16 protein-coding genes and 1 pseudogene are annotated in these 24473 nt (G+C 61.3%); 5 read left to right on the forward strand and 12 right to left on the reverse strand.

What is annotated here, in order from left to right:
* Positions 1–86: 86 nt before the first annotated feature.
* From purD to AACY08_RS23090, 11 genes and pseudogenes are all read right to left on the reverse strand, one after another.
* Positions 87–1379 (reverse strand): phosphoribosylamine--glycine ligase, encoded by a 1293-nt coding sequence (purD, locus tag AACY08_RS23040; protein ID WP_339415755.1) that lies wholly within the window; start codon positions 1377–1379, stop codon positions 87–89.
* 178 nt (positions 1380–1557) lie between these two features.
* Positions 1558–3165 carry a bifunctional phosphoribosylaminoimidazolecarboxamide formyltransferase/IMP cyclohydrolase gene (purH, locus tag AACY08_RS23045; RefSeq protein ID WP_339471538.1) on the reverse strand — a complete coding sequence of 536 codons (1608 nt, stop codon included), beginning with the start codon at positions 3163–3165 and terminating at the stop codon, positions 1558–1560.
* Between the two features lie 81 nt (positions 3166–3246).
* Positions 3247–3567 carry a DNA-binding transcriptional regulator Fis gene (gene fis / locus AACY08_RS23050; RefSeq protein WP_002555375.1) on the reverse strand — a complete coding sequence of 107 codons (321 nt, stop codon included), beginning with the start codon at positions 3565–3567 and terminating at the stop codon, positions 3247–3249.
* Entirely contained in the window at positions 3564–4577 is a 1014-nt protein-coding gene (gene dusB / locus AACY08_RS23055; protein WP_339415757.1) for a tRNA dihydrouridine synthase DusB, read from the reverse strand. The genes fis and dusB overlap by 4 nt, the downstream gene beginning before the upstream one ends.
* Before the next feature lie 175 nt (positions 4578–4752).
* Positions 4753–6003, reverse strand: a complete 1251-nt coding sequence (locus AACY08_RS23060; RefSeq protein WP_339471539.1) for a DUF3426 domain-containing protein — start codon at positions 6001–6003, stop codon at positions 4753–4755.
* Positions 6004–6033: 30 nt separating this feature from the next.
* The gene (gene prmA / locus AACY08_RS23065) at positions 6034–6912 is read right to left on the reverse strand and encodes a 50S ribosomal protein L11 methyltransferase (RefSeq protein ID WP_339471540.1); all 879 of its coding nucleotides are present in this window, start codon (positions 6910–6912) and stop codon (positions 6034–6036) included.
* A gap of 182 nt (positions 6913–7094) precedes the next feature.
* Complete coding sequence (gene accC / locus AACY08_RS23070) at positions 7095–8456, reverse strand: acetyl-CoA carboxylase biotin carboxylase subunit (protein WP_339471541.1); 1362 nt, start codon at positions 8454–8456, stop codon at positions 7095–7097.
* Between the two features lie 17 nt (positions 8457–8473).
* Positions 8474–8935 carry an acetyl-CoA carboxylase biotin carboxyl carrier protein gene (gene accB / locus AACY08_RS23075; protein WP_339471542.1) on the reverse strand — a complete coding sequence of 154 codons (462 nt, stop codon included), beginning with the start codon at positions 8933–8935 and terminating at the stop codon, positions 8474–8476.
* Between the two features lie 24 nt (positions 8936–8959).
* Complete coding sequence (gene aroQ, locus AACY08_RS23080) at positions 8960–9415, reverse strand: type II 3-dehydroquinate dehydratase (RefSeq protein ID WP_012721999.1); 456 nt, start codon at positions 9413–9415, stop codon at positions 8960–8962.
* Positions 9416–9664: 249 nt separating this feature from the next.
* Positions 9665–10180 (reverse strand): annotated as a pseudogene (locus tag AACY08_RS30640) (methyl-accepting chemotaxis protein); the annotation flags it as partial.
* Between the two features lie 1499 nt (positions 10181–11679).
* Positions 11680–13350 carry a PleD family two-component system response regulator gene (locus tag AACY08_RS23090; protein ID WP_339471544.1) on the reverse strand — a complete coding sequence of 557 codons (1671 nt, stop codon included), beginning with the start codon at positions 13348–13350 and terminating at the stop codon, positions 11680–11682.
* A gap of 299 nt (positions 13351–13649) precedes the next feature.
* Here AACY08_RS23090 and AACY08_RS23095 point away from each other — a divergent pair, with 299 nt between their 5' ends.
* From AACY08_RS23095 to speA, 4 genes are all read left to right on the forward strand, one after another.
* Positions 13650–14717, forward strand: a complete 1068-nt coding sequence (locus tag AACY08_RS23095) for a DUF2333 family protein (RefSeq protein WP_339471545.1) — start codon at positions 13650–13652, stop codon at positions 14715–14717.
* Between the two features lie 2 nt (positions 14718–14719).
* Positions 14720–15256, forward strand: coding sequence for an NUDIX hydrolase (locus AACY08_RS23100; protein ID WP_339471551.1), 537 nt, complete (start codon positions 14720–14722; stop codon positions 15254–15256).
* Between the two features lie 89 nt (positions 15257–15345).
* Complete coding sequence (locus AACY08_RS23105; protein WP_339471546.1) at positions 15346–15717, forward strand: translation initiation factor Sui1; 372 nt, start codon at positions 15346–15348, stop codon at positions 15715–15717.
* A 142-nt stretch (positions 15718–15859) separates the two neighbouring features.
* Entirely contained in the window at positions 15860–17773 is a 1914-nt protein-coding gene (gene speA / locus AACY08_RS23110; RefSeq protein WP_314564206.1) for an arginine decarboxylase, read from the forward strand.
* Between the two features lie 72 nt (positions 17774–17845).
* Here speA and AACY08_RS23115 read toward each other — a convergent pair whose 3' ends face one another.
* Entirely contained in the window at positions 17846–19189 is a 1344-nt protein-coding gene (locus AACY08_RS23115) for an MATE family efflux transporter (RefSeq protein ID WP_339471547.1), read from the reverse strand.
* Positions 19190–19424: 235 nt separating this feature from the next.
* On the opposite strand from AACY08_RS23115, the gene AACY08_RS23120 reads away from it, so the two are divergent.
* Positions 19425–24323, forward strand: a complete 4899-nt coding sequence (locus AACY08_RS23120; protein ID WP_339471548.1) for an alpha-2-macroglobulin — start codon at positions 19425–19427, stop codon at positions 24321–24323.
* The last annotated feature ends 150 nt before the right edge of the window (positions 24324–24473 follow it).

Here is a 24473-nt window from a genome sequence, read left to right on the forward strand (position 1 = left end):
GGCGTAACTATGCGCGGGGAGGCCTGTATACGGCAAGGGCCTGAGGCCCTTGCCTAGCCGAACGGATAGCTACTGACGTCGGCTGCTTAGCTGTTTTCGCCACGTTCGCGGGCGATAGCGCGGTAGCCGATGTCCTTGCGGTAGAAGCAGCCTTTCCAATCGATCTTCGCGGCCAGCTTGTACGCTTGTTGCTGCGCAGCGTCGACACTGGCGCCCATGGCGGTGGCGCACAACACACGGCCACCGGCGGTCACGACCTGACCATCCTTCAGCGCGGTGCCCGCATGGAACACCTTGCCTTCCAGTGTCGCGGCAGCGTCGAGGCCTTCGATGACGTCGCCCTTGGCGTAGTCGGCAGGGTAACCACCGGCCGCCAGCACAATGCCAACGCTGGGACGTGGGTCCCACTGCGCTTCAACCTTGTCCAGGGCCTGGGCGAGAGCCGCTTCCACCAACAGCACCAGGCTCGATTGCAGGCGCAGCATCACCGGTTGGGTTTCCGGGTCGCCAAAGCGGCAGTTGAACTCGATGACTTTCGGGTTACCGGCTTTATCAATCATCAAACCGGCGTACAGGAAACCGGTGTAGACATTGCCCTCATCGGCCATGCCACGCACGGTTGGCCAGATCACCAGGTCCATCACGCGCTTGTGCACGTCGGCGGTGACGACCGGGGCAGGGGAGTAGGCGCCCATGCCGCCGGTGTTCGGGCCGCTGTCGCCGTCGCCGACGCGTTTATGGTCCTGGCTGGTGGCCATCGGCAATACGTTCTTGCCGTCTACCATCACGATAAAGCTGGCTTCTTCGCCGTCGAGGAACTCCTCGATCACCACGCGGGAACCTGCGTCACCGAAAGCGTTGCCGGCGAGCATATCGCGCACGGCGTCTTCGGCTTCTTGCAGGGTCATGGCGACGATCACGCCTTTACCAGCGGCCAGGCCATCGGCCTTGATCACGATTGGCGCACCTTTTTCACGCAGGTAAGCCAGGGCCGGCTCGATCTCGGTGAAGTTCTGGTAGTCGGCGGTCGGGATCTTGTGGCGCGCCAGGAAATCCTTGGTGAACGCCTTGGAGCCTTCCAGCTGGGCAGCGCCGGCGGTTGGGCCGAAGCAGTCCAGGCCACGGCTGCGGAACAGGTCCACCACGCCGGCAACCAATGGGACTTCCGGACCGACGATGGTCAGGGACACATTCTTTTCAGCAAAGTCGGCCAGTTGCTCAAGGGCGAGCACGTCGATAGCAACGTTCTCGCACTTGGCTTCAATGGCGGTGCCGGCGTTGCCGGGTGCAACGAACACTTTCTGGACGCGCGGGTCCTGGGCAACTTTCCAGGCCAGGGCGTGTTCACGGCCACCGCTGCCAATGATAAGGACGTTCAAGTCAGACTCCTTCGGAGGAAGTTACAAGCTGCAAGCTACAAGTTAAAAGCAATCTGCATTGCTCTGAAGTGCAGCATGCGACTTTGAATTTTAGAGGCTGCAAGCAAGATCAAAAGCGGCAAAGTCCTGCTTTTACTTGTCGCTTGCAGCTTGAAACTTGCCGCTCCACGCTAGTGGATTAGTGACGGAAATGGCGCATGCCGGTGAAGACCATGGCGATGCCGGCTTCGTCAGCGGCAGCGATGACTTCAGCATCACGCATCGAACCACCCGGCTGGATAACGGCGGTAACGCCGGCTTTTGCGGCATTGTCCAGGCCGTCACGGAACGGGAAGAACGCATCGGAAGCCATTACCGAACCCACGACCTGCAAACCGGCGTGTTCAGCCTTGATCGCGGCGATACGCGCCGAGTTCACGCGGCTCATCTGGCCGGCGCCGACGCCGATGGTCTGGCGGTTCTTGGCGTAGACGATGGCGTTGGATTTAACGTACTTGGCCACTTTCCAGGCGAAGATCAGGTCGTTGATCTCTTGCTCGGTCGGGGCGCGCTTGGTCACCACTTTCAGGTCTTCGCTACCGATCATGCCGATGTCGCGGCTCTGGACCAGCAGCCCCCCGTTGACGCGCTTGTAGTCCCAGGCAGCGGCGCGGTCAGCCGACCACTCGCCGCAGGCCAACAGGCGCACATTGGCCTTGGCGGCGACGATGGCGCGGGCTTCTTCGCTGACGCTTGGCGCGATGATCACTTCGACGAACTGACGCTCGACGATCGCCTTGGCGGTCTCGGCATCCAGTTCACGGTTGAAGGCGATGATGCCGCCGAAGGCCGATTCGGTGTCGGTGGCGTAGGCCAGTTCGTAGGCCTGGCGAATGCCGCCTTCAGCGTCCGGGCTCACGGCCACGCCGCACGGGTTGGCGTGCTTGACGATCACGCAGGCCGGTTTGACGAAGCTTTTTACGCATTCCAGCGCGGCGTCGGTGTCGGCCACGTTGTTGTAGGACAGCTCTTTACCTTGCAGTTGGGTCGCGGTGGCGATGCCGACTTCGGCCGGTTTTGCCTCAACGTAGAACGCCGCGCTCTGGTGCGGGTTCTCGCCGTAGCGCATCTCCTGGGCCTTGATGAACTGGCTGTTGAAGGTGCGCGGGAACTGGCTGCGACCTTCGGTCGAGAGTGTTGCAGCGGCCTGGTTCACGGTGCCCATGTAGTTGGCGATCATGCCGTCGTAGGCGGCGGTGTGTTCGAACGCCTTGAGCATCAGGTCGAAACGCTGGGCGTAGGTCAGGCCACCGGCTTTCAGGCTTTCGAGCACCTGGGCGTAGTCGCTGGCGTTAACCACGATGGCCACGTCTTTGTGGTTCTTGGCCGCCGAGCGCACCATGGTTGGGCCGCCGATATCGATGTTTTCGATAGCAGTCGGCAGGTCGCAGCCTGGCTTGTTGATGGTGGCTTCGAACGGGTAGAGGTTAACGGCCACCAGGTCGATCGGCTTGATGCCGTGCTCGGTCATGATTGCGTCGTCGATGCCGCGACGGCCGAGAATGCCGCCGTGGATTTTCGGGTGCAGGGTCTTGACCCGACCGTCCATCATTTCTGCGAAACCGGTGTAGTCCGCCACTTCCACTGCGGCCACGCCGTTGTCCTGCAGCAGTTTGAAGGTCCCGCCCGTGGAGAGGATTTCCACACCCAGGGCTTCCAGCTCCCGGGCAAATTCGAGGATCCCGGTCTTGTCGGAAACACTGATCAAGGCGCGGCGGATCGGCAGGCGGGTAGTCTGGTCGGTCATTTCAATTTCCATCAAAAGCAAAGGAGTCAGCAAAAAAGGCGACCGGTTTTACGCGGGCGCCTTTCTGGTTGGATTGAATGCTTACAGCAAATCGTATTGTTTGAGCTTTTTGCGCAAGGTGCCACGGTTGAGGCCCAGCAGCTCACTGGCTTTGGTCTGGTTGCCCTTGACGTAGTTCATCACGCTTTCGAGCAAGGGCGCCTCGACTTCGGAGAGCACCAGGTTGTACACGTCCGTGACGGAGGCGCCCTCAAGGTGGGCGAAATAATTGTGCAGCGCCTTCTCGACACTCCCGCGAAGGGTTTGGCCTTCTTCGCTCGGCGTGTTGAGGTGCTGTTTCAAATTGACGTTGTCGCTCACGGGTGTTGTTCCACTCACTAAAGTCTCGGTCATCATCGTCATGCGGCCACCCCCTTTGCATCCCCTGTTTCCAGGCTGTTGTCACGTTCGGCGAAGAACTCACGAACGGTGGCGACCTGTGCCTGCGTTTCATCCAAACGATTGAACTGGGCGCGAAACTCCTTGGCGCCCGGCAAGGTTGCGAGATACCAGCCGACATGCTTGCGAGCAATGCGCACGCCCATCACGTCTCCGTAGAAGACGTGCAGGGCATTCAAATGCTCTAGCAGAATACGTTCCACCTCGACCAACCCTGGCGCCGGTAACACTTCGCCGGTACGCAGGAAATGCTCGATCTCACGAAAAATCCAAGGACGCCCCTGGGCGGCCCGGCCAATCAACAAACCATCGGCGCCGGTTGCGTGCAGTACGCGCCGGGCTTTCTCGGCTGAGTCGATGTCGCCATTGGCAAACACCGGCATCGACACCGCCTGCTTGATCGCAGCAATGGTGTCGTACTCGGCTTCACCGGTGTAAAGGTCGGCGCGGGTGCGGCCATGCACCGCCAGCGCTGTAATTCCTGCCTGTTCGGCGATCTTCGCCACCGTCAGGCCGTTCTTGTTATCCCGGTCCCAACCGGTACGAATCTTCAGGGTGACCGGCACATCCACTGCGGCGACAACGGCCTGCAGGATCTCGGCAACCAACTGCTCATCTTTCAATAGCGCGGAACCGGCGGCCTTGTTGCAGACCTTCTTGGCCGGGCAGCCCATGTTGATATCGATGATCTGCGCCCCCAACTCCACGTTGGCCCGGGCCGCATCCGCGAGCATCTGTGCATCTCCCCCGGCGATCTGTACCGAGCGTGGCTCGGGATCACCTTCGTGGATCATGCGCATCCGCGATTTGCGGGTGTTCCACAAGCTCATGTCGCTGGTGACCATTTCCGAGACTACTAGACCCGCGCCCAAACGTTTGCACAGCTGACGAAAGGGCTGGTCAGTGACGCCCGCCATCGGGGCGAGAATCAAGCCGTTCTGCAATGTGTATGGGCCGATGCGTACCGCCGACATAGGACTTCCCTGTTGTGGGGCCGGATCATTAGAGTTCGAAAAAGGGTTGGCATGATACCCGCTCTCGATGACTGGATAAAGGCTGAATTGGATAAAATCTGAACAGTTATTTTCTTATCGCCACCGGTTTGGTTGCCGATGGTCCAGCCATTCAATCCAAGATGCGGGCCTTGATTTACTCGGGCGAGTGAAAGCTCAGGCTGTAATTCACGGCTTTATTGCCCGGATCGAGGATGTCCAGGGAGATATGAATCGGGACCTGTGATGGCATTTCGCTAACGCCGGCCAATTCGCCGCTGAGGTATTCGGCGGGCTTGAAGCGACGACTGGCAATCAGGCCGCCGTTCAAGTCGGCAAAACGCAGCTCCAGCAGCGGGAAGGGCTGGGAGAACGTCGCGCGGTTGTAGATGATCGCGTCCACTACCAGCGCCCCGGCGAAGTCCGGATGGCTGCGCACCACCAGGTTGCTGCTCTTGATATGGGCAATATCGACCCGCGACGGCACCGTGCAGCCCAGTGTAGGGCACAGTTCCTGGAACCAGGGGCGATAGGCGTCCTGGCGGGCCAGATCGTCGAATTGGTAGGCGATGTACTGGCCTGCGAGACTGGCGGCAGCGATCAGTACCAGCAACAGCCAGATCAGGCGACGGCCCAGGCTGGCCGGACGCTTTTGCGCGTAGAGGTGCAGCGGGTCGTCTTCGAGATCCAGCAGTTGGTCGTCGTGCACACTCGTTTCGGCGCGCGGGCGCTTGCGCCGGGGTTTGGGGCGTTCTTCGGGTTCAACGTCATCGGCCGACTGGGTCAATGGCGTGAACGGCGGATCGGTGTCGTCATTTTCTGGCGTTGAACGCAGTGGCGGCTCATCGTCGATATCGTCGGTGTGGAACGACATGGACGGTTCGGTGCGCTGCTTGGTCGCAGGTGCGTTCGTCGGCTCGGCTTTGGCTTCAGTGCTTTGGGCGCGCTCTTCAGGCGGGGCGCTGAACAGGCTGGCGGCCCATTTTTCTTCTTCGGTTTTAACCGTGTCGCGGCTGGCGCTGAAGGATTCTTCTTTTTGGCGACGCTCGGCGCCGGGCTGGCGACGTTCTGCACCCGCCGGCGGCGTGTGCTGAATCTCGCGACGTTCCAGCTTGGCCAGTTCTTCGTCCAGGTCAAGGTTGTCCAGGTCGAGCTCTTCGGCGGCCCACTGCTTCTGGCTGATTGCCCGCGGTGCCTCAAGTGTGATGTCTGGAACAGGCTCGGCAGCGGGCAGATCAGGCTGCGGCGCCGGCACTTGGCCGCGCTGCTCCAGCAACTGGCGAACCGCATTGAACACTTGCAGGCACGAGCCGCAGCGCACCACGCCGCGTGCCACGCTCAATTGGGTGTGGTTGACGCGAAAGCGCGCTTGGCAATGCGGGCACTGGGTGACGAAACTGTCGGTCATGCGGCCATCCGATTCAGGCAAGCGCTCATTCTAGCGCCGACGACCACTGATGCGTACCCAGCCATCACGGTTAGCGATGGGGTCCAGTTCGAAATCCCGTGCGTAGGCAGCGGCGACGTCTTCGCCTTGCTCAGCGAGGATGCCCGACAGCGCCAAGCGGCCGCCCGGCTTGACCAGGCCGGACAGCTGCGGCGCCAGGGACACCAGCGGCCCGGCGAGAATGTTCGCCACAAGCACATCGGCCTGCACCTGGGGCAATTGCTCTGGCAGGTAGAGCGGGAATTTGCTTTCAGCAATGTTGTTGCGTCCGGCGTTATCACGGGAGGCTTCCAGGGCCTGTACGTCGATATCGGTGCCCACAGCTTCCTTTGCGCCGAGCAGCAGGGCGGCAATCGCCAGGATGCCCGAGCCGCAGCCGAAGTCCAGCACGTGGCTGTCGGTCAGGTCCTGGCCGTCCAGCCATTCCAGGCACAGTGCGGTGGTCGGGTGGGTGCCGGTGCCGAACGCCAGGCCTGGGTCCAGCAGCAGGTTGACGGCATCCGGCTCAGGCGCGGCGTGCCAGCTTGGCACGATCCACAGGCGCTGGCCGAAACGCATCGGCTGGAAGTTGTCCATCCAGCTGCGTTCCCAGTCCTGGTCTTCGATCACTTCGCTGTGATGCTCCGGCAATGGGCCGCCGGTGAGCAATTCCATGTGGGCCAGCACGGCGGCAGCGTCGGTGCCGTCTTCGAACAGGGCCAGCAAATGGGTGTGGGACCACAGCGGGGTGGTGTTGAGTTCGGGTTCGAAGATCGGTTGGTCTTCGGCGTCCATGAAGGTGACCGAGACAGCGCCCACTTCGAGGAAAGCGTCTTCATAGGTTTCGGCTTGTTCTGGGCTGATGGCGAGACGGACTTGCAGCCAAGGCATGGCGGGCACCTTTGAGAAAATGAGTGTGCAGCGGGGTGGGGCTGCGAAAGGGCGCAAGTTTACGCCAGCGGCGGGCAGAAGACGACACCACTGACTGCACGGCGTTCAAATGTGGGTCCACAAAATCCAGGTGACCCAGAAACAACAAAACCGCCCGAAGGCGGCTTTGTTGGGTGGAGCACTTACTGGTTGGCCAGCTTGTGTTCCAGGTAGTGAATGTTCACACCACCCTCGCAGAAGCCTTCATCGCGAACCAGGTCCCGGTGCAGCGGGATGTTGGTCTTGATGCCGTCGACCACGATTTCGTCCAGGGCGTTACGCATACGGGCCATAGCCTCGTCGCGGGTAGCGCCCCAGGTGATCAGCTTGCCGATCAGCGAGTCGTAGTTGGACGGAACCTTGTAGCCGCTGTACAGGTGCGAATCGACGCGAACGCCGTTGCCGCCGGGCGCATGGAAATGCTTGACCAGGCCTGGACTTGGCATAAAGGTTTTCGGGTCTTCGGCGTTGATCCGGCACTCCAGGGAGTGGCCGTGGATCTTCACGTCGTCCTGTGTGAAAGACAGCACGTTGCCAGCGGCGATGCTGAGCATCTCCTTGACGATGTCGATACCGGTGACCATCTCCGAAACCGGGTGCTCTACCTGCACACGAGTGTTCATCTCGATGAAGTAGAAACGACCGTTCTCGTAGAGGAACTCGAAGGTACCGGCGCCACGGTAGTTGATGTCGATGCACGCTTTGACGCAGCGAGCCAGCACTTCTGCGCGGGCTTTCTCGTCCAGACCCGGTGCCGGCGCTTCTTCCAGCACCTTCTGGTGACGACGTTGCAGGGAGCAATCGCGGTCGCCCAGGTGGATAGCGTGGCCCTGGCCGTCGGACAGTACCTGCACTTCCACGTGACGTGGGTTGGTCAGGTACTTCTCCAGGTAGACCATTGGGTTGCCGAACCAGGCGCCCGCTTCGGAGCGCGTCTGCTTGGCGGCCTCGATCAGGTCTTCTTCCTTGTGCACCACGCGCATGCCGCGACCACCACCGCCACCGGCGGCCTTGATGATCACCGGGTAACCGACTTCGCGACCAATGCGCAGAGCGGTTTCCTCGTCTTCAGGCAGTGGGCCGTCGGAGCCAGGAACGGTGGGCACGCCGGCCGCGATCATGGCGTCCTTGGCTGAGACCTTGTCGCCCATCAGGCGAATGGTTTCGGCTTTAGGGCCGATGAAGGCAAACCCGGATTTTTCCACTTGTTCGGCGAAATCGGCGTTTTCCGCGAGGAAGCCGTAACCCGGGTGGATGCCATCAGCGCCGGTCACTTCTGCCGCGGCGATGATGTTCGAGACTTTCAGGTACGAGTTCGTGGCCAGTGGCGGGCCGATGCAGATGCTTTCGTCCGCCAGTTTCACGTGCATCAATTCGGTATCGGCCGTCGAGTAAACAGCGACGGTCTTGATGCCCTCTTCCTTACAGGCGCGCAGGATACGCAGCGCGATCTCGCCGCGGTTAGCGATCAGGACTTTTTGCAGTTTCTTCGCAGGTTTCAACATCGAAGGCGCTCCGCGGTTCAAACGATGGTGAACAGCGGCTGGTCGTACTCAACCGGCTGACCGTTTTCTACCAGGATGGATTCGATGACGCCGGCTTTCTCAGCGGTGATGTGGTTCATCATCTTCATCGCTTCAACGATGCAGATGGTGTCGCCCACTTTCACCGTCTTGCCGACTTCAACGAAGGCTGGCGAAGTGGGTGCCGGGGTGCGGTAGAAAGTACCGACCATTGGCGACTTGACCACGAAACCGTTCAGCGTAGGCGCTGCGGGTGCTGCAGGTGCAGCGGCAGCAGGTGCGGCGGCCGGAGCAGCAGCGGCCGGAGCCGGCGCTTGCATCTGTGGCGCGTAGAACTGTTGGGCTGGCGTCTTGCTGTGACGGCTGATCCGTACGGACTCTTCGCCTTCCTTGATTTCCAGCTCGTCGATACCGGATTCTTCCAGCAGCTCGATCAGTTTCTTAACTTTACGGATATCCATGAATCATCAACTCCCAAGGGTCGGTCAGGGGCGCTTGGCCGGTTGTTCAAGCTGTTCCAGGGCGGCCTCCAGGGCCAGTCGGTAACCGCTGGCGCCAAGGCCGCAGATCACTCCTACTGCTACGTCGGAGAAGTAAGAGTGATGGCGGAAAGGTTCACGTTTGTGCACGTTCGACAAATGCACTTCGATGAATGGGATGCTCACCGCCAGCAGCGCGTCACGTAATGCAACGCTTGTGTGCGTAAAAGCGGCGGGATTGATCAGGATAAAGTCCACGCCTTCGCCGCGCGCGGCATGGATGCGATCAATCAATTCGTACTCGGCATTGCTTTGCAGGTAGAGCAGATGGTGGCCGGCTTCACGCGCCCTGCGCTCAAGATCGAGGTTGATCTGATCCAGGGTAACTGCCCCGTAGACGCCCGGTTCGCGGGTGCCGAGCAGGTTCAGGTTGGGTCCGTGAAGAACCAGTAAGGTCGCCATCGGCTGTTCCTTGTTATTGATGTGAGTACGGCAGAACCCGGCGACTATGCCGCAAAGCCTTTGTGACTGTCCAGTTCTATGCAGTAGGCAGCACGATTAGCGAGGATAGCGAAAAGTATGTGACCAAGTAGTGGGTTCTGGTCATTGATAATACGGTTCTGAGTGCACTGAAGATCAAATGTGGGAGCAAGCCCGCACACATGTCTGATCTCCATATGATTTTGGATCGTCGTGAGGTGGGAGATCGGATTAGACGCGGAAGGCTTGCACCGCAGTATTGAGCTGCCCACCGAGGACCAACAAGTGCTCGCCCTGGCAGCGTCCCTGACCAATGCGCAGCAAGTTATCCTCACCCATCTGATGAATCCGCTCGCTGTTATCGCGAATCTCACTCACGGCCCCACTCTGCTGCGCCGTCACATCGGCGATGCGCACGGCCGTGTCGGAAATGGTCTGGATCGCGCCGACGATCTCATCCAGTGCACCGTCCGCCGCCTGGGCCTGCTGGGCGGTGGCTTCGGCGTGTTCGACCTGGGCGCGCATGCCTTGCACGGATTGATGGGCGGCGCTTTGCAGGCCGGCAATCAGGGTCTGGATCTGCGCCGTGGCGCCAGCGGTGCGTTGAGCCAGGGAGCGGACTTCGTCGGCGACTACGGCAAAACCACGTCCGGCTTCACCGGCACGGGCGGCCTCGATGGCGGCGTTGAGGGCCAGCAGATTGGTCTGGTCGGCAATCGCGCGAATCACCGTGAGCACGCCGCCGATGGTGGCGGATTCTTCGGCGAGTTTTTCGATCATCTGCGCGTTTTGCTGCACTTCGCCCACCAGGGCGTGCAGCCCGGTCAGGCTCAGGCCGATCACGCGTTGGCCTTGCTCTACCGCTTGGCCGGCACTGCGACTGGCGTCCGCGGCCTGGCTGGCATCGCCGGCGACTTGCTGGATGGTCGCTTCCAGTTCCCCCAGCGAGTCGCGGATCTGCGCGGTATCGCCGGCTTGGCGTTCGGCGCCGTCATGCAGGCCGCTGCTCAGTTCGGCAAGGGCGCGGCTGCTGCCGGCAACTTCTTCGGCGTTGCCGCGAATAGTGCCCACCAGGTCCACCAGGTAGGCGCGCAGACGGTTCAAGGAGGCTTCGATATCGTGCAGCTCGCGGTTGGTCTTGCCCAAGGCAATCGGCTGGCTGAAGTCGCCTTCGGCCCAGGTCGATAAGGCCGGTGCCAGGTTGGTCAGCACCCGCGCCAGGCGGCGTTGCAGGGTATCGATCAACAGCGCGATCAGCAGGATCAGGCCGATCATCACGCCTTGCATCAAGCGTACTTCGCCCTGGATCTTGCCGTGCTGCGCGCGCACCACGGGCTCCAGGCCTGCGATGGCTTGCTGCACGGCGTTGATTTTCAGGTGGGTCGCGGTAGCGAGGTCGGCGCGTTGTTGGATCTGATCACGGGTGCGCTTGAGTTCGGCGGGGTAGCGGGTCAGCAGGCTGTTGAGTTCGCGCTTGAGGTCGACGCCGGTGTCTTGGATTTCGGTTTTTTGCGTGTTTTCCAGGCCCATCAGCGCGGAAAAATCATCCGCGTTGGATTCGGCGCTGGCCTTCACGCCCAACAGCGGCAGTTGTTCCAGCACATCCGCCTGCCTGCGGATATTGCCGACTTCGCGCTCCACATCATCAGCCAGTTCCGCACGCCCGCTGCTCACCAGTTTGTCGCGGGCCAGCGACAGTTTGGCCAGATGCTGGGACGCCGCCAGCAGTGGCGGCAGGTAACGTGCGGCCTCTGCAGAATTGACGCCGATGGCGTACTGGCTCAGTTGCTCCAGGTTCGCGCCGAGTTCGCGCTCGGCTTGCAGCAGCAGGGCCTGTGGGTCACCCGCTAATTTGCCGGCGGCGAGCAGATCGGTCTTGCTGAAGGCATCCAGGTCCACCAGGCTGGGGCGCAGGTTTTGCGCCAGGTCGACGGGCACTTGATCCAGATCCAGCAACAGGCTTTCCAGGCTCTGGCTGGCGCTGCTCAGGCGCAGGGCGTCGCCGCTGGCCAGGTAATCGTCAATATTGCGCGCGGCCTGGTTCTGAAATGCCTGCGACAGGCCCAGGTAGCGCTCCATCAATAAATACGGCCGTTCCAAAGCGCGCTGCGACCACCACAGCGTCGCCCCGAGCGCCAGGCACACGGCCACCAGAAGAAGGGTATTGAGATTGGTCAGCAGCTTCAGGCGCATGCGTGGTTTCAACCGACAGCAAAAGATAAGTGCCTGAAGTTATTGCGTTTCTATTACAGCGTTATGACTGAATCGGTGAATTCAGGTGAAAAGATGGCACTTTGCCTTGGCGTGTGCGCCGCTTGCACGCGGTTACGCCCGGCATTCTTGGCACGGTACAGCGCTTCATCGGCCTGGGCGGCCATCATCAGGCTGTCGGACCCGTCGCGCAGTTCCACCAGCCCGGCACTGAAGGTGCACCACAAATCCTCGGGCTGGGCCGGGTAGTGGATTTCCGCAAAGCGCTCACGGATTTCATCCAGCACCTTGCAGGCCGATTCCAGGTCGGTGTCAGGCATCACGATGGCGAATTCTTCGCCGCCGTAGCGCCCGATGTAGTCGGTCTTGCGCAGTCGCTGCTTGAGAAACAGCGCCAGGCTCTTGATCACTCGGTCGCCCATGGGGTGGCCGTGGCTGTCATTGACCCGCTTGAAGTGGTCGATATCGAGCATGGCAAAGCTCAGCGGCTTGTTTTCGCGGCGCGCGCGGAAGCTGCAGTCTTCGAGCAATTGCAGGATATGGGTATGGTTGTACAGGCCGGTCAGGCTGTCGCGCACCATCCGTGCCTTGAGGTTGCGCGCACGTGCCGCGCGGTTGCGCACGGTGGTGATCAGGTGGCGCGGCTTGATCGGCTTGGTGAGGAAGTCGTCGCCGCCTTCACTCATGGCGTCCAGTTGCTTGTCCAGGTCGTCCTCGGCCGAAAGGTAAATGATCGGCACGCTGACGTAGCGGTCGTTATGCCGGATGACCTTGGCCAGTTCGGTACCGGTGCAGGCGGGCATGTACATGTCGAGGATGATCAGGTCCGGCTGGAAATCCGCCAGCTCGGCCATGGCCTGGATCGGTTCGATCAGCGTGCGGGTGACGATGCCTGCACTGTTGAGCAGCCGCTCGGTGTGCAGCGCCTGGGCCCGCGAGTCATCGATTATCAGCACTTTATACGGCTCGTACTGAGCGACGCAGGTCAGTACTTCGATTTTTTCCAGCAGGCTGGAGGCTTCCAGGGTGCCGGTAAGAAATTCCTGGCCCCCGGCGCGCACGGCGGCCAGGCGAGTCGGCGTATCGGTTTCGTGCAGGCTGAAAAACAGCAGCGGCAGCTTGTGCTCCAGGCCTTCCTGAGCTTCGGCGGCAAGCTTGAGCCCCAGCCCTGTGCCACAGAAATCCACATCCATCACAATCGCCGAAGGCAAGCGCTCGGCCATGGATGCGCGAAATGCCGCCATGCTGTCGAGGGATTGGGCGCTCATGCCAAAGAATTCCAGCTGCTTGGCCAAGCGCTCAGCGCGGTCGTGATCGGCCAGCATCACGTAGATTGGCTTGCGCATCGGCGGCAGGAAGGTGTGTTCGAACTGGTCGCCCTGGCGCAGTCCAGTGCGCGACAGGCGCTGCATCAAGCGGTTGAGTTCGGTGATCAGTTGGCTGCTCAGGCGGCCACGGTTGTCGTCCACCGCTTTGAGTGATTCGCCGATATGCCGCGCCAACTGGCCGTGCTCGGGTTGTTCGAAGCGCTCGGCAAAGCGCAGCAGGCGCAAATTGGCTTCGCTGAGTTCGCAGAGGTCGGCGCCGGACCATTCGCTGCGTTGCAGGCGCTGCCAGATCTCAAGAATTTGACGTGCCTGATGAATTACCCGCTGGGCAAAATGCTGCTTGAGACGCTCACGGCTGGGGTCTTCTGGCTCGGTCATATCCTGACTACTAGTTAGGGTGCACGCTGAGGTCCAATAATGGCTCTATGCTAGCACTATCTTTCCGTTGGGATGAGTGTCTTGCGTCAATAAACTGCTCTTCCCTGATAGTCATTTGCTGACCTGGTGGTCGCACAGCGGAAAAAGCGTGCATCCTTTATAGTCGAACTCTCCCTGTTCGCCAGTTTGGCGAAAAGCCCCGCATGGGCGGGCACGATGGGGTAGGGTTGTGGTCGGAGTGTTTGAACGCACGCCATCAATTCAAGTGCATGAACTCAAGTGATTGAAAGGATATCGCCATGCTGGACTGGAAAAACCGTGCAGGCAGTGCCAAAGGCCCTGCGCCTGAGCCCAAGTCGGCCAACCGCAGCTACTTCCGTACGCTGCTGCTGAGCCGGGCGTTGCTGAGCGTCCTCTGCCTGTACCTGTTGGTCACCGGCGCGCTTGGCTGGTACTGGAGCGAAGAGCCGGCGCTGTTTCCGGTCCAGCAAAATGCGCAGATTGCGGCCGAAAAAGACGGCAAGCAGATGGTGTTAGGGTTTACTACCGTCGAAACCCTCAAGACCGTGGCCGGCACCTTGCTGAACAAGCCGGGTGGCTACATTTCTAATGACCGCTTCCCGCCTGGCCTTTGGATGGACAACATGCCGAGTTGGGAATATGGCGTGCTGGTGCAGGTGCGCGACCTGACGCGCGCCCTGCGTAAGGACTTCGCCCGTTCCCAGTCGCAGTCGGCCGAAGACGCCGATTTGGCCAAGGCCGAGCCGCGCTTCAACTTCGACAATAAGAGCTGGGTGCTGCCGTCCAGTGAGTCGGAGTACCAAGAAGGCATCAACTCTCTGAGCCGTTATGAAACACGTCTGTCCGACCCGAATCAGCGCGGTGCGCTGTTCTATGCCCGTGCCGACAACCTGAACAACTGGCTGGGCGACGTCGCGACCCGCTTGGGTTCGCTGTCGCAACGCCTGTCGGCCAGTGTGGGTCGGGTGAAATTGAACACCGCTCTGAAAACCGAGGCCCTGGCGCCGGGTCAAGTACCGCAGGTCGATGAAGAAGTGGTGGAAACCCCATGGATGCAGATCGATAACGTGTTCTACGAGGCTCGCGGTCAAGCTTGGGCCCTGTCCCACCTGCTGCGTGCCATCGAAGTCGACTTCGCCGACGTGCTGGCCAAGAAAAACGCCACCGTCAGCGTGCGCCAGATCATCCGTGAGCTGGAAGCTTCGCAGGAACCGGTTTGGAGTCCTATGATCCTTAATGGCAGTGGCTTCGGGGTACTGGCGAACCACTCGCTCGTCATGGCCAACTACATTTCCCGGGCAAACGCTGCAGTGATCGACTTGCGTCAGCTCCTCAACCAGGGTTGATGATGGACGCTATTCAAAAGGAGGCCGCGCACCGCGCGGCGTCCGATGCTGAACTGATCTGCTGGGTCGACGAGCAGGACAACCTGCTCGGCACCCTTGTCAGGTCCGATTTGCGCCAGCGCGGCCTGATCGGCCGGTGCACCTTTATCTTTCTGTTTAACTCCCAGGGTGAGCTGTGTGTGCATCGGCGAACCCTAAGCAAAGCCATGTATCCCGGTTTCTGGGACACGGCAGCGGGTGGGATGGTGGCGGCGGGCGAGTCCTACGCCTTATCGGCGGCCCGCGAGTTAGAGGAAGAGTTGGGCGTCAGCGGTGTGGCGTTAACTGAGCACGATCATTTCTACTTCGAAGACGGTGACAGCAAACTCTGGTGCAAATCCTACTCCGCTGTATGGGACGGGCCGCTGCGCCTGCAGCCCGAAGAGGTCATGGAAGCGCGCTTTTTACCTATTGAAACAGTCCTGCAGGAGGCTGAACAAAAGCCTTACTGCCCGGACGCCCAAGAAGGCTTGCGGCGCTATCTGGCGTCACGTCGCTAAAGTTGCATGAAATGGCGCCATTTGGCCCTTAGCAAGTGGACTTTTTGCCGTTACACTGCGCCACTTTTCTGCCCCCAAGAGGATTGCCGGTGGCCAAAAAAGCCGCATCCTTCGCCGCCCTGGGCGGCCTGGTATTTTCCACCGACGCAGGTCGACACTGCCCGGACTGTCGCCAGCCCGTGGACGCGTGTACCTGCAAACAGACCCTGATCCCCGAAGGCGACGGTATTGCCCGCGTGCGACGCGAGAGCAAGGGCCGTGGCGGCAAGACGGTGACCACCATCACCGGCGTGCCGCTGGCAGAAGACGCGCTGAAGGAGCTCGCCACCACGCTGAAAAAGCGCTGTGGCACCGGCGGCGCGTTGAAAGAGGGCGTCATCGAGATCCAGGGCGATCACGTTGAATTGCTGTTGGCCGAGCTGATCAAGCTCGGTTACAAGGCCAAGAAGTCCGGCGGCTGAAAGCCTCTTCCCGACCTGTGTCTAAACTCTGTCCTGCGAATGAGGTCTACCTCCCTCGCAGGCAAATCGTCATTTTCATTCTTTAGACTGCGCCAGCCTCCGCGAGAGGTGGCGCCTTCGCCTTCATTTATAGGGGACTTCGATGTCCGTACGACGCACACGCAAAGACGATGGCAGCCAATGGACAGTTGCGGACAGCCGCAGTGTTTACGGGATCCGCCATTGGGGGGCCGGGTATTTCGCGATCAATGAAGCCGGTCGCGTTGAAGTCCGTCCGAACGGCCCGAACAGCACGCCCGTCGACCTGTACGAGCAAGTCGACGCGTTGCGTAAAAGCGGCCTTTCGCTGCCGTTGCTGGTGCGCTTCCCCGACATTCTGCAAGACCGTGTACGCCAGCTGACCGGCGCCTTCGATTCGAACATCGAGCGCCTGGAATACCAGAGCAAGTACACCGCGCTGTACCCGATCAAGGTGAACCAGCAGGAAGCGGTGATCGAGAACATCATCGCCACCCAGAACGTGTCCATCGGCCTGGAAGCCGGCTCCAAGCCTGAGCTGCTGGCTGTACTGGCCCTGGCGCCGAAGGGCGGCACCATCGTCTGTAACGGTTACAAAGACCGTGAGTTCATCCGCCTCGCGCTGATGGGCCAAAAGCTCGGCCACAACGTGTTCATCGTGATCGAGAAAGAATCCGAAGTTGAGCTGGTGATCGAAGAGGCCGCCAGCCTCAAGGTCAAGCCACAGGTGGGCCTGCGCGTGCGCCTGTCGTCCCTGGCGTCGAGCAAGTGGGCTGACACCGGTGGCGAGAAGTCCAAGTTCGGCCTGTCGGCGGCGCAACTGCTGTCTGTGGTCGAGCGCTTCCGCGCGGCGGGTCTGGACCAGGGCATTCGCCTGTTGCACTTCCACATGGGCTCGCAGATCGCCAACCTGGCCGACTACCAGCACGGGTTCAAGGAAGCCATTCGTTACTACGGCGAACTGCGCAACCTCGGCTTGCCGGTGGACCACATCGACGTCGGCGGCGGTTTGGGCGTGGACTACGACGGTACGCACTCGCGTAACGCCAGCTCGATCAACTATGACATGGACGACTACGCCGGCGTGGTCGTGGGCATGCTCAAGGAATTCTGCGACGCGCAGAGCCTGCCGCACCCGAACATCTTCTCTGAAAGCGGTCGCTCGCTGACCGCCCACCACGCCATGCTGGTGGTGCAGGTCACCGACGTCGAGAAACACAACGACGAAATCCCGACCATCGAAAACAAGGAAAGCCTGCCGGAAACCGTGCAATGGCTGGTGGACCTGCTCGGCCCGACCGACATCGAGATGGTCACCGAGACCTACTGGCGCGCCACTCACTACATGAGCGACGTGGCCACCCAGTACGCCGACGGCAAGCTGACCCTGGCCGAAAAAGCCTTGGCCGAGCAGTGCTACTTCGCCGTGTGCCGTCGCCTGCACAACTCGTTGAAAGCCCGCCAGCGCTCGCACCGCCAAGTGCTGGACGAACTCAACGATAAGCTGGCCGACAAGTACATCTGCAACTTCTCGGTATTCCAGAGCCTGCCGGACACCTGGGCCATCGGCCAGGTATTGCCGATCCTGCCGCTGCACCGCCTCGACGAAGAGCCGCTGCGCCGTGCCGTACTGCAAGACCTGACCTGCGACTCCGACGGCAAGATCAAGCAGTACGTCGACGAGCAGAGCATCGAGACCAGCCTGCCGGTTCACGCCTTGAACGAAGGTGAGGACTACTTGCTGGGGATCTTCCTGGTGGGTGCCTACCAGGAAATCCTTGGTGACATGCACAACCTCTTTGGTGACACCGATTCGGTGAACATCTACCAGCGTGAAGATGGGTCGGTGTACAGCGCGGGTATCGAGACCCACGACACTATTGAAGACATGCTGCGGTATGTGCACTTGTCGCCGGAAGAGTTGATGACGCATTACCGCGACAAGTGTGCGAGTGCGAAGATCTCTGCATCTGAGCGTACCCAGTTCCTGGATGCGCTGCGCCTGGGCCTGACCCGTTCTTCGTACCTGTCCTCTTAAGCTGGATTGACACAAATCCCATGTGGGAGCGAGCAAGTCGCACCGCCGCTCCCACATTTGGGTCTCATTCCTTCAGTTGCTGCCCAGCCAAAGCCCCTGCCGATTTAAACGCCAGGCAATCGCCCACAGCGTCAAACTGCGGACCGCCATAAACACCAGGAAGGTTATCCACAGCCCGTGGTTACCCAACCCTTGCAACGCCCAGGCAATGGGCAGCACCATAACCACCGTCAGCAGCATCCCATTGCGCATCTCCCGTGCGCGTGTCGCGCCGATAAACAAACCATCCAGCAAGTAACTCCACACCGCAATCAACGGCAATACCGCGAGGTAAGGCAGGTAGCTGTCGGCGGTTTCGCGCACGCTGGGAATATCGGTCTGCATGGCGATAAACACGTGGCCAGCGACGGTGAACAGCAGCGCGAAACCGACGCTGGCGATCAGCGACCAGCCGCCGGCCACCACCAGCGAACGGCGCAGCGCTGGGCGGTCATGGGCGCCGATAGCGTGACCGCACAGGGCTTCGACGGCGTGAGCCAATCCATCCAGGGCGTGGGCGGTCAGCAACAGGCCGTTGAGCAGCAGCGCGTTGGCGGCCACGGTAGCGTCGCCCAGGCGGGCGCCTTGCACGGTGATCATGAAAAACACCGATTGCAGCGCGAGGCTGCGGATGAAGATGTCGCGGTTGACCGCCAGCAGTGGACGCCAGCTTTCCCACAGCTTCAGTGCCGCCCAGGCGATGTGACCGGGGTAGGCGCGCAGGGCTTTTTGCGTCAGCGCGAGGCCCAGCAGGGCGCCGGTCCATTCAGCAACAACCGAGGCGCGCGCGGAGCCGACCACACCCCAATCCAGACCCAGTACGAACCACAGGTTCAGGGCGATGTTGACCAGGTTGGTGGTCAGCAGAATCGCCAGCGGCGCGCGGGCGTTTTGTGTGCCGAGGAACCAACCGACCAGCGCGTAGCTGGCCAGCGCGGCGGGCAGGCCGAACAGACGGGTGTGGAAGAAATCCTGCGTCAGTTGATTGAGCTCGGGGGAGGGCTGCATCCACTGCAACGCCAGATGGCTCAGCGGGATGCCCACGGTGCCGAGCAGCATCGCCAGGCCCAGTGCCAACAGCAAACCTTGCAGCAGGATTTGCCGCAGCGCCGCCCCATCATTGCGCCCGGCAGCTTGGGCGGCGAAACCGGTGGAGCCCATGCGCAGGAAACCCATGGCCCAGGCGAGGAAGGTATACAGGCTGGCACCGACGGCCACGGCACCCAGTTGGTGGGCGTGGGGCAGGTGGCCGATGACCATGCTGTCGACCAGCGCTACGAGCGGCACCGAGATGTTCGACAGGATCATAGGCGCGGCCAGGGCCCAGACGCGGCGGTGGGTGGGGCGGTGGCGCCAGTCGGTGAGCAGGGTGGTCATGGGGGCTCCTTGCGAGAGCAGTAGTGTAACTGGCCGTCAGACACGCCGCAGAACCAATGTGGGAGCAGCCAAGCCAGGTCCCACATTTTGATCTTCAGTGCTTGTGGGATTTGGCTTGGGCTGGGGGACGCTCAGAACCAAATCACCCTCCGCCGGTCAATGTGACCAGCAGCTCATCGTCCCCACTCGGGCTGATATATAGTTAGCCTTCGGTCCCTCACACTACGAGTGCCTCATGCTTAACAAAGGATTGTTCCTGGCCTGCGCGCTGGCCCTGCTGAGCGCCTGCGATTCTTCCGATAAACCGACTGCCCCGACCGCTCCTGCGGCGGCAACGGTTGCACCCACGCCGGCTAAAGCGGCGGTGGATGTGGCGGCGTTGAAGCAACGCTACGCCGGGCGTGAGTTGAGCGTGGTGGACGTGTCTGAAGTGCAGCTCGATGGGGCCAGTACCTTGTCGGTGAGCTTTTCCATTCCGCTGGACCCCGATCAGAAGTTCGCCGACAAATTGCACTTGGTGGACAGCAAGTCCGGCAAGGTCGATGGCGCCTGGGAAATCTCCGACAACCTCATGGAACTGCGCCTTCGCCACTTGGAGCCACAGCGCAAACTGGTGCTCACGGTGGATGCCGGTGTGAAGGCGGTCAACGACAACACGCTCGCCGCCGAGTACATCGCCCGTCTGGAAACCCGCGACCTGCAAGCCACTGTCGGCTTCGCCAGCCGTGGCACCTTGTTGCCGACGCGCCTGGCCGAAGGCCTGCCAGTGATCGCGCTGAACGTCGACAAGATCGACGTCGAGTTCTTCCGCATCAAGCCCGAATCCTTGCCGTCATTCCTGGCGCAGTGGGGGCGTAATACCAGCCTGCAAAGTTATGAATCCCGCGAACTGCTGCCGCTGGCCGATCTGGTCTACGGTGGCCGTTTCGACTTGAACCCGGCGCGCAACACCCGCGAAACCCTTTTACTGCCGATCGCCGGCCTCAAGCAATTGCAGCAGCCGGGCGTGTACCTGGCGGTGATGCGTGCGTCGGGCACCTACAACTATTCGCAACCGGCCACGCTGTTCACCTTGAGTGACATCGGCCTGTCGGTGCACCGCTACGCCAACCGATTGGATGTGTTTACCCAGGCGCTGGAAGGCGGCAAGGCACTGGATGGGGTTGACCTTGAAGTGCTCGACGCCGAGGGCCGGGTGTTGGGCCAGGGCAAGACCGAGAAGGGCGGCCACGCTGAGTTGCCGCTGCCGAAAAAGGCCCAGGTGCTCCTGGCCAAGCAGGGTGAGCAGACCAGTCTGTTGCGCCTCGACAGCGCTGCACTGGACCTGGCCGAGTTCGACATTGGCGGCCAGCCTTCCCACCCCTTGCAGTTCTTTGTATTCGGCCCGCGTGATTTGTATCGCCCCGGTGAAACGGTGCTGCTCAATGCATTGTTGCGGGACAAGGATGGCCATGCCGTCAAACCGCAGCCGGTGAGCGTGGAAGTGCGTCGCCCGGACGAGCAGGTGAGCCGCAAATTTGTCTGGGATGCGGATGCCTCCGGTCTTTATCAATACTCGCTGCAACTGGCCGGCGAAGCGCCGACTGGGCGCTGGCAGTTGGTGTTCGACCTGGGCGATGGCAAACCGCAGTTGTATGAATTTCTCGTTGAAGACTTCCTGCCCGAGCGCCTGGCGCTGGAACTCAAGGGCAGCGACACCGCGCTGAGCCCCGCGGACAACCCGGTGATTCAGGTTAACGGCCGTTACCTGTACGGTGCGCCAGCATCGGGCAACCGCGTCAGTGGTCAGGTTTATGTGCGCCCGTTGCGCGAAGCGGTCAAGTCGTTGCCGGGCTACCAGTTCGGCTCTGTTACCGAAGAAGAGTTGAGCCAGGATTTCGAACTGGATGAAAGTGTGCTCGACGCCAAGGGCCAGGAAGCGCTGACCCTGGAAAGCAAGTGGGCCGACGCGAAGTCGCCGTTGCAATTGATCGTGCAAGCCAGCCTGCAAGAGTCCGGCGGGCGCCCGATCACGCGGCGTCTGGTGCAGCCGATCTGGCCCGCCGAGCAGCTTCCGGGCCTGCGCGGGTTGTTTGACGGCACCGAAACCAATGGCGATGGCCCGGCGGAATTTGAAGTACTGCTGGCCAACCAGAATGGGCAGAAACTCGCCGCGCAAAACCTCAAGGTGCGCCTGGTGCGCGAGCGCCGTGACTATTACTGGAACTATTCAGAGAACGATGGCTGGAGCTATCACTTCAACGAGAAATTCCTCAACCTCGACGAGCAGACCCTGACTATCAAGGCTGGCGACACCGCCAAGGTCAGCTTCCAGGTGGAGTGGGGCCCTTACCGCGTCGAGGTCGAAGACCCGCAGACCGGGTTGGTCAGCAGCCTGCGCTTCTGGGCCGGTTACCAGGCCCAGGACAACACCGACGGCGGCGCCGTGCGCCCCGATCAGGTCAAGCTGGCGCTGGACAAACCAGCGTATGCCGATGGTGACACCGCCAATGTCTCCGTGACGCCACCGGCAGCCGGTAAAGGCTACCTGCTGGTGGAGTCCGCCGAAGGGCCGCTGTGGTGGCAGGAAATCGACGTGCCGGCCGAGGGCAAAAGCTTCGCTGTGAAGCTCGACCCGAAATGGTCGCGGCATGATTTGTACGTGAGTGCCCTGGTGATTCGCCCAGGCGAGCGTAAAGCCAATATCACCCCCAAACGCGCAGTGGGCCTGCTGCACCTGCCGCTGGATCGCACCCAGCGCAAACTGGGCGTGACCCTCACTGTGCCGGAAAAAATGCGCCCCAAACAACCGCTGACGGTGAAGATCTTGGCTAAAAATGCCGATGGCAGCGTGCCGAAACAGGCGCACGTACTGGTGGCCGCGGTGGACGTGGGCATCCTCAATATCACCGAATACCCGACCCCGGACCCGTACTCCAGCCTGTTCGGCCGCAAGGCGTATGGCGTGGACCAGTTCGATATCTACGGCCAGTTGATCGAGGCCGGCCAGGGTCGCCTGGCCAGCCTCGCGTTTGGTGGTGACGCGGCGCTGGCCAAGGGCGGCAAGCGTCCGGACACCAGTGTGACCATCGTCGCCCTGCAAAGCGCGCCGGTGACGTTGAATGAGCAGGGCGAGGGCGAAGTCAGCGTCAACATTCCCGACTTCAACGGCGAACTGCGCCTGATGGCCCAGGCCTGGAGCGATGACCGCTATGGCATGGCCGAAGCCAAGACAGTGATTGCCGCGCCGCTGATTGCCGAACTGTCGGCGCCACGCTTCCTGGCCGGTGGTGACCAGACAACGTTAGCGCTGGACCTGTCCAACCTGTCGGGCAAGGCGCAGAAGCTTGATGTGCAACTGACTGCCGAGGGGCAGTTGGAACTGGTCAACAGTGGCGCGCAAACCGTCGAGCTCACACAAGGCCAGCGCACCACGCTGCGCATCCCCGTAAAAGCCTGGGGCGGGTTGGGGCAGGGCAAGGTCAAGGTGACCGTCAATGGGCTGGACTTGCCAGGTGAGCACCTGCCGCCGTTCACCCGTGAATGGACCTTGGGCGTGCGGCCGGCCTATCCGGCACTGCTTAAGCATTATCGCGCGGTACTCAAGGGTCAGCCGTGGACCCTGCCACCGGGTACCCTGGATCAATTCGATACCTCGGGGCGTCAGGCGCTGCTGAGCCTGTCGAGCCGGCCGCCGTTGAACCTCGGTGCGCAGATCAGTGCACTCAAAGCTTACCCTTACGGTTGCCTGGAACAGACGGCAAGCGGCCTGTACCCATCGCTGTATGCGGACGATGCGTTGCTCAAGCGCCTGTCGATAAAGGGCGAGTCGGACAGCGAGCGCAAGCGCAAGATCGAGCTGGGCATAGAGCGTTTGCTGGGCATGCAGCGCTACAACGGCAGTTTTGGTTTGTGGGGCGCCGACGGTGAAGAGGAGTACTGGCTGACCGCCTATGTCACCGATTTCCTGTTGCGCGCCCGAGATCAGGGTTTCGCGGTACCGCCTGAAGCCTTGAAAAAGGCCAGCGAACGCCTGCTGCGTTATGTACAGGAGCGCAACTTGATCGATGTCGACTACAGCGATAACGCTGATCACACGCGCTTTGCCGTGCAGGCCTACGCCGGCATGGTGTTGGCGCGCAGTCAGCAGGCGCCGTTGGGTGCGTTGCGCAGCATTTTTGAACGACGCAGCGACGCGCGCTCCGGTTTGCCGCTGGTGCAGTTGGCTGTCGCGTTGCAGAAGATGGGCGACCAGCCGCGCGCGGACCAAGCCTTGCTGGCGGGGCTGGCGGCGCAGCGCAGTGCCAATGAATGGTTGGCCGATTACGGCAGCCCGCTGCGCGACCAGGCAATGATCCTGGCGTTGCTGGAAGAAAATGACTTGGCCAAGGGCCAGCGTGAGGAGCGCTTGTTTACGCTGTCGGATCAACTGGCGGCCAGTGCGTATCTGTCGACCCAGGAGCGTAATTCGCTGTTCCTGGCGGGGCGCCTCGGTTTCGCCAAGCCGGACTCGAACTGGCAGGTGTCGCTCACCGGCAGTGGCGGTGTGCAGGCGTTGAATAATCAGCAGTCGACGCTGGCGCTGGAAGGCAAGCTGCTTTCCAGTGATTTAACCTTGAGCAATCAGGGCGAAACGCCGGTGTATCAGCAACTGACGATTTCGGGTTATCCACAGCGGCCACCGGCTGCCGGCGGCGACAACCTGAGCATTCGCCGTGAGTACCTGGGCATGAATGGCCAGCCGTTGAATCTTCGTAACCTTAACAGTGGGGATCTGGTGCTGGTGCATCTGGCGGTCGGTGCCAAGCAACGTGTGCCGGATGCCTTGGTGGTGGATTTGCTGCCCGCTGGCCTGGAGCTTGAAAACCAGAACCTGGCGCAGAGTGCCGCCAGCCTGGAGAACGCCAGCAGCCAAGTGAAGGCGTGGCGTGAGTCGATGCAGAACGCGTCGCTCAAGCATCAGGAGTTCAGGGACGATCGGTATGTGGCGGCGATTAATCTGGAGGGGGCTGGCACCACGCACCTGCTGTATCTGGCGCGGGCGGTGACACCGGGGACTTATCGCGTACCGCCGCCGCAGGTGGAGTCGATGTATCGGCCGAATTGGCAGGCGGTGGGGGAGACGCCGGCAGATTTGGTGATCAAGGGGCGCTGATATTCCAATATATAATAGGGGCTAAATGTGGGAGGCCCCACTACATCTTCGACGTAGCGCTGTCGCGCATCAAACTGGTTCATCGTAAGGTTATAGAACGCGTGCGGGGCAAAGGCCGTAGCCAGCACTGGTGTGTCAGCACCCGAGTGG

It is taken from the genome of Pseudomonas sp. EL_65y_Pfl1_R83 (assembly GCF_963970695.1).
In the GTDB taxonomy this organism is placed as follows: Bacteria; Pseudomonadota; Gammaproteobacteria; order Pseudomonadales; family Pseudomonadaceae; genus Aquipseudomonas; species Aquipseudomonas tritici.

Excerpts from the sequence above, each read along its gene's own strand:
- prmA (WP_339471540.1), bottom strand. The coding sequence starts at position 6,912 with ATGCCTTGGCTGCAAGTCCGTCTCGCCATCAGCCCAGAACAAGCCGAA.
- aroQ (WP_012721999.1), bottom strand. The coding sequence starts at position 9,415 with ATGGCGACCTTACTGGTTCTTCACGGACCCAACCTGAACCTGCTCGGC.
- dusB (WP_339415757.1), bottom strand. The coding sequence starts at position 4,577 with ATGTCGGCGGTACGCATCGGCCCATACACATTGCAGAACGGCTTGATT.
- fis (WP_002555375.1), bottom strand. The coding sequence starts at position 3,567 with ATGACGATGATGACCGAGACTTTAGTGAGTGGAACAACACCCGTGAGC.
- AACY08_RS23115 (WP_339471547.1), bottom strand. The coding sequence starts at position 19,189 with ATGACCACCCTGCTCACCGACTGGCGCCACCGCCCCACCCACCGCCGC.
- AACY08_RS23100 (WP_339471551.1), top strand. The coding sequence starts at position 14,720 with ATGGACGCTATTCAAAAGGAGGCCGCGCACCGCGCGGCGTCCGATGCT.
- accB (WP_339471542.1), bottom strand. The coding sequence starts at position 8,935 with ATGGATATCCGTAAAGTTAAGAAACTGATCGAGCTGCTGGAAGAATCC.
- accC (WP_339471541.1), bottom strand. The coding sequence starts at position 8,456 with ATGTTGAAACCTGCGAAGAAACTGCAAAAAGTCCTGATCGCTAACCGC.
- AACY08_RS23060 (WP_339471539.1), bottom strand. The coding sequence starts at position 6,003 with ATGACCGACAGTTTCGTCACCCAGTGCCCGCATTGCCAAGCGCGCTTT.
- purH (WP_339471538.1), bottom strand. The coding sequence starts at position 3,165 with ATGACCGACCAGACTACCCGCCTGCCGATCCGCCGCGCCTTGATCAGT.
- speA (WP_314564206.1), top strand. The coding sequence starts at position 15,860 with ATGTCCGTACGACGCACACGCAAAGACGATGGCAGCCAATGGACAGTT.
- AACY08_RS23095 (WP_339471545.1), top strand. The coding sequence starts at position 13,650 with ATGCTGGACTGGAAAAACCGTGCAGGCAGTGCCAAAGGCCCTGCGCCT.
- AACY08_RS23120 (WP_339471548.1), top strand. The coding sequence starts at position 19,425 with ATGCTTAACAAAGGATTGTTCCTGGCCTGCGCGCTGGCCCTGCTGAGC.
- AACY08_RS23090 (WP_339471544.1), bottom strand. The coding sequence starts at position 13,350 with ATGACCGAGCCAGAAGACCCCAGCCGTGAGCGTCTCAAGCAGCATTTT.